This is a genomic window from Mycobacterium sp. NGS49 (assembly GCF_059812565.1).
On sequence record NZ_JCALCX010000002.1, the window covers coordinates 52415 to 67436 of the forward strand.

10 protein-coding genes, 1 tRNA gene and 1 pseudogene are annotated in these 15022 nt (G+C 65.0%); 1 reads left to right on the forward strand and 11 read right to left on the reverse strand.

The window, feature by feature from the left end; translation table 11 throughout:
* Positions 1-15: 15 nt before the first annotated feature.
* The 5 genes from AC5Y7D_RS02270 to lipQ all read right to left on the reverse strand — a co-directional run bounded on the left by AC5Y7D_RS02270 (position 16) and on the right by lipQ (position 7758).
* Positions 16-504 carry a single-stranded DNA-binding protein gene (locus AC5Y7D_RS02270; protein ID WP_499921082.1) on the reverse strand — a complete coding sequence of 163 codons (489 nt, stop codon included), beginning with the start codon at positions 502-504 and terminating at the stop codon, positions 16-18.
* A gap of 176 nt (positions 505-680) precedes the next feature.
* Positions 681-3029, reverse strand: a complete 2349-nt coding sequence (locus tag AC5Y7D_RS02275) for a glycerol-3-phosphate 1-O-acyltransferase (protein ID WP_499921087.1) — start codon at positions 3027-3029, stop codon at positions 681-683.
* Between the two features lie 8 nt (positions 3030-3037).
* Positions 3038-4759, reverse strand: coding sequence for an HAD-IB family hydrolase (locus tag AC5Y7D_RS02280; RefSeq protein WP_499921690.1), 1722 nt, complete (start codon positions 4757-4759; stop codon positions 3038-3040).
* A gap of 77 nt (positions 4760-4836) precedes the next feature.
* The gene (locus AC5Y7D_RS02285; RefSeq protein WP_499921090.1) at positions 4837-6300 is read right to left on the reverse strand and encodes a WS/DGAT/MGAT family O-acyltransferase; all 1464 of its coding nucleotides are present in this window, start codon (positions 6298-6300) and stop codon (positions 4837-4839) included.
* Positions 6301-6498: 198 nt separating this feature from the next.
* Complete coding sequence (gene lipQ / locus AC5Y7D_RS02290; protein WP_499921093.1) at positions 6499-7758, reverse strand: esterase LipQ; 1260 nt, start codon at positions 7756-7758, stop codon at positions 6499-6501.
* A gap of 186 nt (positions 7759-7944) precedes the next feature.
* Between lipQ and AC5Y7D_RS02295 the strand changes: the two genes are divergently transcribed.
* A tRNA-Arg gene (locus tag AC5Y7D_RS02295) sits at positions 7945-8018 on the forward strand.
* Positions 8019-8624: 606 nt separating this feature from the next.
* On the opposite strand, the gene AC5Y7D_RS02300 is transcribed toward AC5Y7D_RS02295, so the two are convergent.
* The 6 genes and pseudogenes from AC5Y7D_RS02300 to AC5Y7D_RS02325 all read right to left on the reverse strand — a co-directional run bounded on the left by AC5Y7D_RS02300 (position 8625) and on the right by AC5Y7D_RS02325 (position 14697).
* A complete protein-coding gene (locus tag AC5Y7D_RS02300; RefSeq protein ID WP_499921096.1) occupies positions 8625-9053 on the reverse strand; it encodes a cupin domain-containing protein in 429 nt (142 codons plus the stop codon).
* A 45-nt stretch (positions 9054-9098) separates the two neighbouring features.
* On the reverse strand, positions 9099-9419 hold the full coding sequence (locus AC5Y7D_RS02305; protein WP_499921101.1) for a hypothetical protein: 321 nt from the start codon (positions 9417-9419) through the stop codon (positions 9099-9101).
* 146 nt (positions 9420-9565) lie between these two features.
* Positions 9566-9658, reverse strand: a complete 93-nt coding sequence (locus AC5Y7D_RS02310) for a PE domain-containing protein (RefSeq protein WP_499921692.1) — start codon at positions 9656-9658, stop codon at positions 9566-9568.
* Between the two features lie 327 nt (positions 9659-9985).
* Positions 9986-11811, reverse strand: a pseudogene (locus tag AC5Y7D_RS02315) (putative bifunctional diguanylate cyclase/phosphodiesterase).
* A gap of 16 nt (positions 11812-11827) precedes the next feature.
* Complete coding sequence (locus AC5Y7D_RS02320; protein ID WP_499921105.1) at positions 11828-13954, reverse strand: Rv1355c family protein; 2127 nt, start codon at positions 13952-13954, stop codon at positions 11828-11830.
* Positions 13951-14697, reverse strand: coding sequence for a hypothetical protein (locus AC5Y7D_RS02325; RefSeq protein ID WP_499921109.1), 747 nt, complete (start codon positions 14695-14697; stop codon positions 13951-13953). Before AC5Y7D_RS02325 ends, AC5Y7D_RS02320 begins: the two co-directional genes overlap by 4 nt.
* Between the last annotated feature and the right edge of the window lie 325 nt (positions 14698-15022).

Here is a 15022-nt window from a genome sequence, read left to right on the forward strand (position 1 = left end):
GCACCGCCCCGACCACTAGGCCGACAGCGGGAGGGCGCCGGGGCCCGCGGCGCCGTCATCGGCGCCGCCGACGACCGCGGATTGCGTCCCTGCACCGGACGTACCGGCCCCGTCGGCGGCCGCTGCCTCGACGGGTTGCGGCCCCGTGTAGATGGGCTTTTCGATGCGCACGATCGCGCGGGCCAGGTCCGGGCCGACCGCCGTGGCCCGCATCTCCGTCGATGAGCGGCGGTTGCCGTCGCGGTCCTCGTACTCGCTGGTGTAAACGTGACCCACCGCGATCACCGGCGCACCTTTCGCCAGCGCGGCGCCCACCCCGGTGACCAAACGCCCCCAGCAGTTGACCGTGATGAACAGCGAGTTGCCCGGCTCCCAGCCGCCGTCACCGGTCCGGCGGCGGGAGTTGCTCGCCATCCGGAACTTGATCAGTTCTTCGTTGCCGACGCGGCGGCGCTGGGGCTCGGTGACGATGTGGCCGACGACGGTCATCCATGTTTCGAACATTGGCTCAACTTTCTCGTGGGTCGTGCTGGTGTTGCAGCCCATTGAGCCCGCCGACACCGACGAACCATGCCGGAGTCGGCTTGGCGCCCGCTGCGCCTGTGGACGAAGTCGCGATTGTGGACAACAGCAGTGGTGCTGGCGCGCGACACCAGTGGGATCCCGGCGTCGCGGTCAGCTCACCGGTCTTCGGAGCGACGCCGGCGCATCTCGAACTCGCGCGCGACGAACTGGTTGCGGGCAACCTGCTCGACGTAGCTGAAGTCGCGCAGAATGTTGCGCAGTTCCCGGCGGAAGGCGACCCGGCGGTCCGCCAGGTCGGGCGCCGCGGCAATGAGATCCTGGTCGGCGACGACTTGCCACGCGGTCGCGAACAACAGCGTCGACACCGATTCGCTGCTGCGGACCCGACCCTGCGCCACATACTGCCGACCCACGCCGAGTGCCAGTTCCGTCAACTCCTTTTGACTGATGTCCGGCTTGGTATCGCGCAGCACATCGGCAACGATCTCGTAGGCCTCGAAGAACACGCGCAGCATGGCGTCGGACATCAACGGCCGCTTGGCATACAGCATCTTCTCGATGTGCTCGGCCCCGGCGGCGAGTTGGGCCTCCCAGTCCTGGTGCCAGGCCATCTCTTCGGCGATGTTGGTGCGGAAGGAAGCCGAGTCGGCGAAATAGAAATCGAACTTCAGCAGATCGCGCAGCCGCATCGCCTGGGCCCAGAACGCTTCGACACGGTCACCCGTGGCGGTGCGGGCGTGCGCCAGTGCCAGTTCTACGATCGAGGTCTCCAGGAACGCGTGGATCACCGAGTTCCGGTAGAAGGCCGCGGCGTGCTCGTCGGCCGGGGCGATGTACCAGACCGGCTGCCGTCCGCTGTCGACACGGGTCACCGGGTGTCCGTTGGAGAGGGCGTCAACCGCCGCGCGCACACCCTCGCGCGAGCGCAACCGCAACGCGCTGGTCGACACCGGCGTGTGCTTTCGGTCGAGGTAGTCCAGCGAATCCTGCAACGTGTGGTGCAACTGATCGAGTGTCAAAGCCAACCCGCGGGTGGTGAGCAGCAACGCCGACACCAGACCGGTTGCGGTCACCGGCGTGGCCTGCAGTATCCGCCAGGCCACCTCGAACGACATCTTCTGCAGCGCGAGTCGTTTCGCGGCCTGATCGGTGGCCAATGGACCGTTGGGCGGGCCGAGATACTGACGCATGGACACCGCTTCGGGAAAGCGGACGTAGATCTTGCCGTAGTTGCGCTCACCCTGGGCCTTGATGAAGTTGTAGAGCCAACTGAAGCCCTCTGGCGTCTTCTCGGCACCCTGCGCATACGCCGCATACTCGGCGATCTCGTGCAACTGGTCGAAACAGATGGAAACCCCTTGCAGCAGAATGTCTTCGCTGCGACCGTCCAGGTAGGCGTCGGCGACGTAACTCATCAGCCCGAGCTTGGGCGGCAACATCTTTCCGGTCCGCGAGCGGGTGCCTTCGATGGACCAGCTCAGGTTGAACCGCTTCTCCACGATGTAACCCACGTACTCCTTGAGTAGGTACTTGTACAGCGCGTTGTCGCCGATGTTGCGGCGGATGAATATCGTCCCGGAGCGGCGCATGAGAGGACCCATGACGCCGAAGGACAGGTTGATTCCGCCGAACATGTGCACCGGCGGTAACCGGTTGTCCTGCATCGCAACCGGCACCACCGCCCCGTCGATGTAAGACCGGTGCGAGAACAGCAAAACGGCGGGATGGGCTTCCAGAGCCGCGCGCATGGCCGCTACCTGATATTCGTCGTAGTCGAATTCCGGGTCGAACCCGCGGCTCAGCATCCTGCCGAGGACCGAGATCACGTCGACCGATGCCTGGCTCCATCCGGTCGCCAGCTCGTCGAGCATGCGGCCGGCTTCCTCGGCGGTGGCGCCGGGAATCTGCTCCAGCCCGGCCCGGAATCGTGCCGAGGCCAGCATTTCGGGCTTGACCAGCCGGGGCGACTTGTATTGCGGTCCAAGGATTCTGTACTCCGCACGGGCCAGCGCCAGCAGCGCCCGGCGGGTGACGAACTGTGCGAATTCCAGACTGTTCGCGCCACCGGTGGTGTCACGCCACTGCCGGCGGAGTTCAGACACGCTGGCCGATTCACCGGCCACCACGCGTGCACGCCAAGGCTCGGTGCGCAGAATGCGTCGTTGCTGACGTTGGTTGGGGTGGTAGGGATCCCGGCCCGGGAGCAGGGCGGCCACCTTGGCGACCTTGCTCCGGTCGGCGGGGGGCAGCCAGAACACCCGGACCGGCACGATGGACCGGTCCTGATCGGATTCGAGTTGCTCGACAAGGGCGGTCAGCGCTCCGGGCGCCGCGTCCTGCGGCGGCAGCTTCAACACGTCGAAGCTGTTCTGCGGCATACGGGCACGCTGCTGACCCAGCCAATCCATCACCAGCTCCATCTCGACCGCGGTGTCCATCGACGCAAGCACCAGCGAATCGTGTGCGGTCAGGACTGCGCTGGTGTCAGCGGCCGGTTTGGTCACGGCATGCCTCAGAGCTGAGTTGTCGACGAATCGGCCCGGTCCTGGTCGGCCTCCGCCGCCGCGTCTCTGGGTGTCAGATCAACGCTGGATTCATGCGGGGTGAGATCGGGTGTCGCCTCCGGAACCTGTGTGGCGGCAGCTTTCTCGGCGGCCTTCCTGGCGGGAGCTTTCTTCGCGGCGGCCTTCTTTGCCGCGGCCTTCCTGGCGGGAGCCTTCTTCGCGGCGGTCTTCTTCGCCGCGGCCTTCTTGGCGGGAGCCCTCTTCGCCGGCGCCTTCTTGGCAGCCGGAGCCTGCGGCTTCGCCTTGCGCAGCTCGACCTCGGGCAGCCCGTCATACGGCCAGTCCGCCAACGTGTCCAGGTAGAGCTGCCGTACCTCGGCGATGCGTTCGGCCAGGGTGTCCACGGTCCAGCCGTCGACCGGGATCGGCGGGAACACCGCCACGTCGACGGTGCCCGGGTTCAAGGTGGTGGAGTTACGGGACGCGACGATCTCGGCATTGCGAATCACGATGGGGACGATCGGAATTCCCACGGCCATCGCGATCCGGAACGGCCCCTTCTTGAACGGACCGACCTCGGTGGTGTCCAACCGGGTGCCCTCCGGGGCAATCACGATGGACAGCCCGTTGCGGGCGCGGTCCTCCACAGTGTGGAGCATCTCGACCGCGGAGTTGGGATCGTCTCGGTCGATGAAGACGCCGTCGAGCAGTCTGCCCATCGTCCCCATGATCGGGTCGCGTTGCAGTTCCTTCTTGCCGACGCCGACCCAGTTGTCCTTCACCAGCGCACCGGCGATGATCGGGTCAACCTGATTGCGGTGATTGAAGATAAAGACGGCGGGCCGCTGCGCGGTCAGATTTTCTTTCCCGATGACGTTGAGGTGCACGCCGCAGGTGGCCAGCAGCAGTGCGGAGAAGTTCGAGGTGAAGAAGTTCACGCCGCGCCGCCGATTACGGGTCAGCAGGCCGAGACTCACCGCGCCGGCGGCTACCGGCACCATCGAACCGAAACCGGCCAGCGTGCGTATCTGGCGGCGCAGGCCCACCCCGCCGCGGCTGTCGAACTTCAGGATGGGCCAGCCGCGGCGCTTGGCGACGGCGGCCATCTTGCCCTCCGGGTTGGTCGGGCGCGGGTTGCCGACCAGATACATCAGCGCGACGTCCTCGTCGCCGTCGGCGTAAAAGTAGCTGTCCTTCAAGTCGATGTCGTGTTCGGCCGCAAAGCGTTGCACCGCAGCGGCTTTGCCCGGCCCCCACAGGATCGGCTTGACCACGCCGCCGGTGAGCAATCCGTCTTCGTTGGTCTCGAACTTGTTCGTGAGCGTGTTCGCGATGCCCAGAAAGCGCGCCACCGGGTTGACCTGGATGGTCAGCGCCGACGAGCTCAGCACCACGGTGTGGCCGCGAGCCACGTGCGCCCGCACCAACTCCCGCATCTCCGGATAGATCCGGGACTCGATCCGCTGGTTGAACAGGCGCTCGCCGATCTCGTCCAGGTCGGTCAACAAGCGCCCGGCCAGCGCCATGGACGCCTTGCTGATGAGTTCCTCGAACTCGATGCGCCCCAAGGTGTGGTTGAGCGCACCCTGGATCATGCTCAGCAGTTCCCCTACACCCATGTCACGGCGACGCAGGCGCTCCTGGGTCAGGATGACAGCGGTGAAGCCGGCCACCAGGGTTCCGTCGAGGTCGAAGAACGCGCCGATCTTCGGGCCCGGTGGACTGGCCATGATCTCGGCCACCGAACCGGGCAGCCGCAGATCCTTGGTCTGCGGCTGCTCCCCCGCGTCCTTGTCGTCGGCGGAGCTCACGAGCCCGACCCCGATCGCGCGGACGCAACCTGCTCGGCTTCGAACGAAGCCGCCACCGCGTGCGGCGGCGGGTCACCGGCCAGCGCCAGGATCTCGTCGAAGGCCTCCAGCAGGCACCGGGCGAACAGTTCGTCGTGGCGCACCGACGCCTTGTCGTAGCGACAGGTAATGGTGCACCATCCGCCGCGGGAGATCAGCACGACCATCATCGCCACGCCGGGCAACGGACCAATGCCGTACTGGCGCATGATTTTCGCCCCGGCGATGTAGGTGTCGCCGGGGTAGACCGGAACGTTGCTCGCCTGCACGTCGTTGCCGATGACCGAACTGCTGATGCCTTCGAGCACGGCGGTCGGCAACACACTGAGCACCGGCGCCATCGACCCGATGATGTTCATCGCGGGTTCTTCCCGACGCTGGGTCATCTGCGCCCGGATCTTCTTGATCCTGGCTACCGGATCAACCGTGCCGACGGGCGCAGCGAGGTTGACACCGGTGAACTGATTCCCGCCGGCCGCATCGCCTTCGGCGCGCAGGTTCACCGGTACCGCCATGGGCAGCGTGCTGATCGGCACGCCGAGAGCGACGTGATAGCGGCGCAATGCTCCGCAGAGGCCGGCGAGATATGCGTCATTGATGGACCCGCCCCCGGCTTTGGCCGCCTTGTGCAGGTCGGAGAGCCGGATGTCGATCGCTTCGGTGCGAGTGGCCAGACTGCGCCGACGTAGCAGCGGTGAGGGTTCGGCGGCGCGATTCAACACGCGCGCACCCGACGTGGCATAGCCGAGGATCCCCGACACCGTGGACACGGGATCGAGCACCGCTTTTCCGGCCGCCGACACCGCGCCGGTCAACGCGCCCAGCGCGCCGCCGACGATTGCCATGGGCAGGTGGTTGATGCCCTGGCGCATCAGGTCGTTGGGGCTGAGATCCTGCGGAATCGGTTGCGGCGGCATCGGTCTGGGATCGGGATCGCGCTCCAGGTCATAGATCTCGGCGAACATCTCGACGCTACCCATCCCGTCGGTGACCGCGTGGCTGAGATGCAGCAGCGTCGCGGCCTTACCGTCGGCCAGGCCTTCGACGAGTGTGGCCGTCCATAGCGGCCGGGAGATGTCCAGCGGGGACTGCAGCATCACCTCGGCCAGATCGAACACTTCCCGCAACGTGCCCGGTTCGGCCACCCGAACCCGCCGGACATGGAAATCGAGATTGAAGTCGGGGTCGACGACCCAGCGGGGTGCCGCCGTCGGCAGCGTGGGCACGACGACCTTCTGCCGTAGCCGCAAGACCTTGCGGGAGGCCTTCTCGAAGCGCGACCGGAAGCGGTCCCAGTCCGGCGTGGTGTCGAGCAGCTCCAGCGCCATGATGCCGGAGCGGGTCCGCGGATTCGCCTCGCCTCGATGCAGTAGATAGTCGACCGGTCCGAGTTCGTCGGACAAACCCACGGCCTCAGCCATGGTCACGACCCCCCGCGGGCCGGGCAGCTCGACACGTCAACCCTCTCACCGCTGATCAAACCTCCTGCTATCAGGCCCCGCCACCAGAATTGCCAACCCAACGCTAGTCCGGTTGGGGCGGTGGTGAAAGTGAGGATGCTCTCGCAGACGCCGCAGGATCGACGCGCCCGCTGTGGTGAAGGCCCTGGGGTCGCCGCCTCAGCTGGCGGGCGAGGCGGACAACGCGAACGAGTCCATGAGCTCGCTTTCGCGCCGGCCGTAGACGACACCCAGGAAATCGGCGACGGCGTCGGCGGCCAACCGGGATCGCACCGTCGGGGTGATGTCGAATGCGTGATGCGCGTTGGCGAGTTCGGCATAGGCAACAGTGGGCGCCCCGACTCCTTGCAGCGCCGCGCAGAAAGCCCGGGCCTGCCCGACGGGAGCCAGTTGATCTCTGTCCCCGTGCAGCAGGAAGAACGGTGGCGCTTCGCGGTGCACGTAGGAGATCGGCGAGGCCGTGGTGAATCGTTCCGGCTCTTCGTCGAATCGGGCCTTCATGACGAAGTGCTCGAGGAACGGCAGCATCATCTCGTGCATGTTGTCGAAGTCGGTGAAGTCGTAGACGCCGTAATAGGGGGCGGCCGCGTGCACGGTGGTGTCGGCGCACTCGAACCCGGGCTGAAATGTCGGGTCGTTCGGGGTGAGCGCGGCCAGCGAGGCCAGGTGTCCGCCGGCCGACCCGCCGGTGATCGCGATGAAGTCGGAGTCGCCGCCGTAGTCGCCGATGTTCTCCCGGACCCAGGCGATCGCCCGCTTCACGTCGATGATGTGCGCGGGGAACTTGGCCCGGGGGCTCTTGCTGTAGTTGATCGAGACGCAGATCCAGCCGAGTTCGACCATGCGGCTCATCAAGGTGTAGGCCTGTGGCCGCTTGCCGTTGACACTCCACGCCCCGCCGGGTACCTGGATGAGTACCGGCGCCCGGTGACCGGGTGCCAGGTCAGGGCGGCGCCAGATGTCGAGCAGGTGCTCGGTACCACCCGGGCCGTAGGAGATGTTGGAGGTCTTGGCCGCGTAGCGGCGGTACGGGCCCGGCTTGGGCTTGGGCAGTATTCCGCGGCGTACGCTCAGCGCCGGGTCGGTCGTCGGGTGGAACACCTGGTCACGGAAGTCCGGCCCGAACAACCCCTGCAGGGCGGCGGTGAGCGCACTGTCCGCACGTTGGGCGGCCCAGCTGGTGCCGACGCGGTTGATCGACTGCGGCGCGATGCGGGACAACGCGTGGCCGGTCACGACGTGCGGCGGGAACTCGGTGGCCAGCCACCCCGCGATCCAGCCGACGGCGAATGGGGATCCGCGCAGCAGTACCGACCCGGCACGGTAGGTATCGCGCGCGTCGGCCGCGAGTTGCGCGCCCTGGCGCAACGCCTCGGCACCCGCACGCGAGCACCGCGAAGTCACACTTGCAATGCACATTGCTCAGCACACCCCTCGACGTCAGGCACACGCCTCGTTGCGGTTAACGGCCGATGGCCGGCCGGTGTTGTACGTGTGTCGAGGCTCACACCATAACCGATTTTTCGCATTATCAAAGACTTTTCGAGCGCGTTGCGTTGCCTGCGCCCCTTGATTTTCGGTGTTGGATAGACTGACCTGCGCATTGCCTCCGTAGCTCAGGTGGATAGAGCAAGGGCCTTCTAATCCCTAGGTCGCACGTTCGAGTCGTGCCGGGGGCGCTTACGCGGCTGCATCACGTCGACTCAAGGCTGACATCTCGCGTTCGGGTGAGGACAGCGCCCGGGTGGTGATGGATTCACCGGCGTGTCGGTCGCGATGCAGCGGGACAATCTCGAGAGTCTCCTCGGTCAAACGACCAAGACTCACCACCCAGAGGCACATCGCGACGGGGTAATCAGGCGCAAACGGCTCTGGCTCGCGCACCCTGTGCACCAGGACCGGGGCCTTGGCGTTGCGGATCTTGGAACTGCCCAGGGTCGGTCTCCCTTTGACCGAGTTCTTCCCGTGCCCGGATCGTGGGCCCTGTGTGGGATGCACTTCGTGATTTCCGATGTCCACGAAGCCACCTCTAACGCCATAGTTGAAAGCTGCACGTCCTTGAGCGGATCGCCAACCCGACTTGCACTACTGCCTGGGGCCCGACCAACGGGGCACAGGCAATGACGACCCGCGCCAGTCCGTGCAAAGCGATACCGGGGCCGTACCCATTGTCAAAAAGATCGATCCAATTGCGCCCGGCGGCTGCGCATTCCTACCGAACTCCACTGTGACCGCAGTAGGTGCTCTCGCGGCAGGCGGTCCGGATAGCGAACCTGGCAATATCGTCAAAGGTCATTCTTGGTCCACGGCACGCCGCGAACGGGGTGGGCTTCGTACTCCATTTCATCTAATTCGCCCACCCCATTGAAAAATTGCACCACCTGGCAGATTTCAGCACTGTCGTTGTGCAACTCATGCCAACTGTCACGCGGAATCAATAGGAGCTGACCCGGACTAATTTCGGTCGAGTTCTCAGACGCACCGATAAATTTCAGCGTGCCGGAGAGCGGAATAATGATCAAGTCAGCATTAGAATGACGATGCATATGGTGAATGAAACCCGGTGGAAAAGTGTAGTGCTCCACAACGATCCCGCGCGTGCCGGTAACTGAGTCGCTCAGCAATCGGCGATTGATTTGGTATTCGGTGATGTCTCGCCGGGTGAATAGCTCCGGCGTTACCTGGCTAAACGCCAGTATGCGGACGTCGTCCACATTTCCTCCGCTCAAAAGTGGGTACAACGATCGGAAAGGCATTAATCACATAGCCAGATGAGAACTACACCCCTGCTCTAGAGCCGACATCGGGAGTGCCGCCGGCCGGACGAATCGAGAAGCATACGCGTCCCCCCATGTCGGCCATCGGCGAACTGGGGCGCAACCCCCGCCTCCGCCGTTGCCCCACAGCCACCCACCGTTACCAACCGTGCCACCGTCGCCGCCGCCGATACCGCCAGTCCCACCGTTGCCGCCAGCACCGATGAGGCCGGCCGCGCCACCGGGACCGCCGGCCTGCCCGGGGGCACCGGCAGCGCCGTTGCCGACTAACGGACGCCCCAACAGCAGGCTTTGTCGGCGCATTGATCACCCCGAGGACGCCTTCTTCGATCAGCTGCAACGGCGATGCACCGACCGCTTCGGCAACTCTATTGGAACTCCCAGCCTCGCTTAACGCCTCGACGAACCGCGAATGAAATGCAGGCCTGCGCGTGCATCGACTCATAAGCCTAACCAAGGTCAGAAAACAACACCGCGATAGCCCCTGACACTTCTTCGCCGGCGGTGGCCAGAACTTCAGTAATTGGTATGGCCGCCCGCACTGCTACAGAAACCAACCATTCAGGTGCAATTAAGACATACGAATTCGTTTAGCTCCGGGGGCGAAGAGGATTGGCAAGCGAAGGCGCGACGAGTATGACCGGTTCAGCACGCCACCGCGAGGCTTCGCGGGTTATTCGAATTCTTTTCCGGCACGACTTTCGCAAGCGGTGCGCTGACCAGCGGCTAGACAAGCATTTCGGCTGTCAACCGCGCCAACTGCTGAACGCTAGGTCGCACATTCGAACCGCGCCGGGGGCAGACATGTTGCGAGCCGTGTGGCTGCGTTCGCGTCAGGCGCGTTCTCGGAGCGGGCCGCACCCTGCCCGCTAGCCGGAAAGCATGCGCCGCATCGCGGGCCCGGACACCGGCGGCGAGTACAGGAAGCCTTGCCCGCGATAGCACTGGTGATCGATCAGAACTCTTGCCGCAGCTTGCGTTTCGATGCCTTCCGCCACCACATCGAGGTTGAATCCCTGGGCCAGGACCATGATTCCACGCACGATGACCAGATCGCTGGGGTCGGCGCCCAGTCGTCGCACGAATCCCCGGTCGATCTTGAGCGTGTCGATCGGGAGGGTCTGCAGCAGCGACATGGCGCTGTAGCCGGTTCCGAAGTCGTCGATGGCGATCTGGACTCCGATTTCTTTGAGTCCGGCCAGGGTGGCGCGCGTGGTCTGCAGGTCTTGGACGATGACGTTCTCGGTGATTTCCAGGCACACCGACGAGGCGGCGAGACCGTGTCGGCCGATCGTGTCGGCCACCAAGTCCGCAAATCCCCCGGTTACCAGCTGACCTGGTGAGACGTTGATCCGAAGTACCAGTCCGCGGCCCAGCCCCTCGGACTGCAGGTTCGCGAACTCGTTGCAGGCCGATCGGAGCACCCATCGGTCCAACTCCCCCGCGAGATCACCGATTCGGCGACCGGGATGAAGGAATCCGGCGGAAGCAAGCCACGGGTGGGATGCTGCCACCGAACCAGGGCTTCGACACCCACGATTTCGCCGCTCCGCAGATCCACCTCGGGTAGATAGACCAGACGCAGCGCGTCGGATTCGATGCCACTTTTGAGGTGCAGCTCGATATCGTTGCGCAGTTCGCTTCGTTCGGCCATGTCGGCACTGAATGCCGCGACGCCGTCTCCGCCCGCGTGCTTGGCCGCCAGAACGGCTTGGTCAGCCCGGCGAATCAGGTTCGACGGGGTGTCCGTTCCGGGCGTCGCGGAGGCGGTGCCGATACTGACGGTGCGGGTGAGCACCTCACCGCCAATGGACACGTGTTCTCTGAATTGGTCGCTCAGCCGCTGGGCAAGATCTACCGCGGCGTCGGCGCTCATCGGCGCCGCCGGGACAACGACGAATTCGTCGCCGCCCAGTCGGGCGATCAGGCTTTCACTGCCACAGGCGGACCGCAGCCGCTGGGCGAACACCTGAATGAACTGGTCACCCGCGGCGTGACCGAGGTAATCGTTGATGGTCTTGAGGCGGTCGAGGTCGAGGAACAGCGCCGCCACCGGGCCGCGCTGACCGGGAGCCAGCCTCTGGTCCAGGTGCCGCAACAGGGCCCGACGGTTGTGCAGTCCGGTCAGGTCGTCGTGGTCGGCGAGGTGGCGGAGCTGTGTTTCGGCGGCTATTCGGGCCTGTACCTGAACGAACAGGGTCGCGATGGCCTTGAGGGCGTTCAGCTCCGCCTCGTGCCACTCCCGGTCTCCGAACTTGACCAATCCCAATGTTCCGGTGGTGACTTCCGCCGATATCAGGGGCACGGCAGCCAGCGACGTCGCCATGATCTGCCGGCCTTCGCGGATGCGCTGCTGATACTCGTCGGAGGCCGGATCAGGGCGCAACACGACCGGTTCCTTGGCATGTTGGCACAGCGCGAACACCGGGTCGGCGTCGGCGAAATAGATCACCGCGAGAGGATCGGGGTCGGGGATGTCCACCCGGGGCGGCCATTCGGCCACCAGCTTGGTCGCATCGATGTCGTGATCGTTGTGACGGAGGAAGCTGACGTCGACGCCCAGCTGCTCCACCAGATAGGCGAGCACCCGCCGACTGACTTCCACCGACGTGGAGGCGTCGGCTTCCATGAGTTGGTTGGCTACCGCGGTGACTATCTGGTCAAGCCGATGCGGCGTGGCGTTGTCGTCCATCAGGGGTAGGTCGCGACTCTCAGTTGTCTTGACGGCGGCGCCGGCGGCTACGCACCGACGGTGGCGGCGCATGGAACAGTCTGAATACCAATATCTCGTGCTCGTCTTCGCCGGCGTTGGCCAGGTCCCGCAGCTCGTGCTGCAGGCGGTGCAGCTCCGCAGCAAAATGCGGTGAAGCCTTGTGCAGGTCCTCCGTGGTGCAGCCGTAAAGGAAGACCGGTGAGACGGGTTGCACGGCCAGACCACACTGTTGGGCCGCGATCCATACCGCCTGCATCCCCGAGCCGCCGCGAGCGAAATCGATGAGCGTGGTGCCGTCAACATATACGATCGCCAGCGCCGAGCTCGCCGACACCCGCTCGGCCATGTCAGTTCCGAGTGCCGTTCCGACCTGCCACTGCGCGAGGCGCGCAACGACATCGGAGCGGCTCAGCAACTCCAGAACGCGCAACTCGGCAGCAGGCAGCCCCAGGGTTCGAACGTCGATGCCGGTGTCCGAGGCGGCGTCCCCAGGCCATCGAAGCTCGGAGATCATCTCCTCATGCAGCCTGGGAGTCAGATACCGGATGCGGTCGGCAGCGGCCAGAATCGCTGCGGCCCGTTCGATCTCATCGCGCGTCAGAAAGAGTCGCAATCGCGCACCTTCGGCCCGAGCCGCCCGGCGAAGCAGCTCAACGGTCGTAGCTTCCACTAGGCCTGGAGTACCGCGATATCGGTTGGTGGCGCGATGCAGCATCGGCTGATAAAGGGCGGCCAGACTGGGGTCGTCGCCGTGACCGAACCGCATCGTCGCCTGCAACGGTGAGCCGGGTTGCGTCATGTCGAATTCGACAGACCCCAGGGCCTTATGTGCCGCTGCCGCGACTCGCGCGTTGAACATCGCCGCCCCGAGCGCCACCGCACTGCCCCGGAAACCGATGTCCATCAGTGACGTGCGTTCCGGCGCCAGTCGCAGCGTGAGCGAATCCTGTTCGGCTGCAACATGCCACGGTTGCGCATTGCCCCCTGAGGGCGCGCAGATGGCCGCCTCGGCTACGATTTCGCTGACGCGCCGTTGCGGCTGGGACGCATTGTCTTGCGGCTCAGCAACGTCCGCTTCCGCGCGGTGCATCGCGGGCTGCTCGAGGCGATCCAGGGCCGCATTGACATCTACCCGCACCCGGCCGGAATCAAGTGGTTCCCCGAGGCCGATCCGGCGCACTGCGCTGGTCACCGTGGCGGCACCGACCCAGATGTCGCCGGCCAGCTGCGGCCACCCCGCTAGCGTGTGCCCGACTTCGACCAGCGACGCTGCGCCGCGCGTCGAGAGTTGCTTGCTGTCAAGGATATTGAGCACATATGGCACTTTCTCCCGGGTGGTCAGCCCGCTCAGCCGGACGGCGTCGACGTCTCCCAGCAACCCGTGCAGTATCGGCCGTCGCGGGTCGATGTCAAAGCGCTCGACATCTATCAAACCGCGGTCAGTGGTGGCCATCAACACCGGGATGCGGTGTGCGCGCGCGGCTTGCCGCAGCAGCAATTTCATGTCCAGCGAGTCACATTCCTCGACAACAACATCAAGCCCGTCGAGAAAACCTTCCATGGATTGCGGTGTCAGGCCGGACGCGATGACCTCTACCTGCAGGTAGGGATCCAGTTCCGCGATCCTGCGGGCCGCGACTGTCGCCTTGTTGAGACCGATGTCGAGAACGGTGGCTGGCACTCGGTTCAGATTCGACAGCTCCAGCTCGTCGAAATCGGCCAGTCGCAGTGTGCCACAGGCGCCTTCGGCGGCAAGTGTGTAGGCGATCGCATGGCCGGCGCTAACACCGACGACGCCGACCCGCAACCCGCTCAAGAGAGCTTGCTCCTGAGCGGTGATGAGATGTCGGTTGCGATCCAGACGCACGGCGCGAAATGTCCGGGGACCCAGTATCGCAACCAGCGTGCGACGCCAGGGGTAATAGGCCCACCGCCTGGCCTCCTCGAGCAGATCCAGGTCAGTCGCCGGCAGGCAGCGCCGTGCGGTCTCCAACTGCTCGTCGAGCCGGTCGATCTGCTCGACCTGCGGGTCCGACCGAAGTCGCTCGAGCGCAAGGCGATCGGCAGGGTCTTCGTCGCACAGCACTAGTACCTTTTCGGTATCGCCGCCGTCTGCGTTGCTCACCGGCCAACGCCTGCGCTCGTTGTGCTCAACGCCTCGGCCTCCCGCAGCAGCCGACCGGTCTCGGCATACATTCGCGAGAGTTGTTGAGGATCCGCATGGTTAGCGATGGTGCTGCGGTCCCACCACATCATCTTGGTCCGATAGCGGTCATCCGGATAGGCCACCGCGGGGATTGCTGCCGCGACCACTCCCCCCGAGGTACGCCATCGATCCAGCACGTGGGCCGCCGCGGTCGCCATGACGAACTGCACCCCTAACAGGGCCATGATCGGTAAAGCCGTGCGCGCCAGGGCGGTCGCGATCGCGTCGCGGTGACCAGAACTGCTCTCAGCCCACGCCGTCTTTACTTCGACGACCCCGAACGGCACCCGATCGTCGATCATTTTTCGCACGGTGACCGCACCGGGACTGCCTTGCCACTCGATCACAGCATGCGAATCATCGGCCGACGACAGCGGCCCCACCACCCGGGCGCCCCCCACGACAACGCCCTGATCGTCCACCGCCGCGAAGAACAATTGCGTGTCGACGCCGTCCCGCATTGCATCAATATTCAAAGTACGCTCTACCCCGTGTTTGGCGTAGTTGCGAATAGCGCCATCGAGGTAGTCGGTCCACAAAGTAGGGTCAAGCACTGGAGTTGACACAACGAGTCTGCAATTCGCCTCAGGCACCTGCAAACTCAGGTTTCGCCGAAAGGGCCACATCGACGGTGTAACGCATTGAATTACGGCGGTGCCCATATTTCTCCGATCTGTCGACGCGAGCCGGTCTGAAAATTGCCGGTACCTGAGCGGGCTCCCGGAATCCGGACTCGCACTTCGGGCCTTGCGGCCATGCACCGGGTCCCTGACGGGATCCCTGTTTCGCACTGCAGAGACTTAAACGTAACCGGACGGAATACGCGGCGCGAGGTTTCGGCTCATCCGGCCGAATCTCCGGCCTGCGGTCCCGCGCACCCGGAATTAGTCGTTAGTCATGCCACCTGATCGGGGTTGGTGTCGGGGGGCCATTGCCCGTCGCTGCGCCGCGCGTCAATAACGCAGTCGAATTCACTTTGCGCAACCG

Excerpts from the sequence above, each read along its gene's own strand:
- AC5Y7D_RS02280 (WP_499921690.1), bottom strand. The coding sequence starts at position 4,759 with ATGGCCAGTCCACCGGGCCCGAAGATCGGCGCGTTCTTCGACCTCGAC.
- AC5Y7D_RS02270 (WP_499921082.1), bottom strand. The coding sequence starts at position 504 with ATGTTCGAAACATGGATGACCGTCGTCGGCCACATCGTCACCGAGCCC.
- AC5Y7D_RS02285 (WP_499921090.1), bottom strand. The coding sequence starts at position 6,300 with ATGGCTGAGGCCGTGGGTTTGTCCGACGAACTCGGACCGGTCGACTAT.
- AC5Y7D_RS02305 (WP_499921101.1), bottom strand. The coding sequence starts at position 9,419 with ATGCGCCGACAAAGCCTGCTGTTGGGGCGTCCGTTAGTCGGCAACGGC.
- AC5Y7D_RS02325 (WP_499921109.1), bottom strand. The coding sequence starts at position 14,697 with ATGGGCACCGCCGTAATTCAATGCGTTACACCGTCGATGTGGCCCTTT.
- lipQ (WP_499921093.1), bottom strand. The coding sequence starts at position 7,758 with ATGTGCATTGCAAGTGTGACTTCGCGGTGCTCGCGTGCGGGTGCCGAG.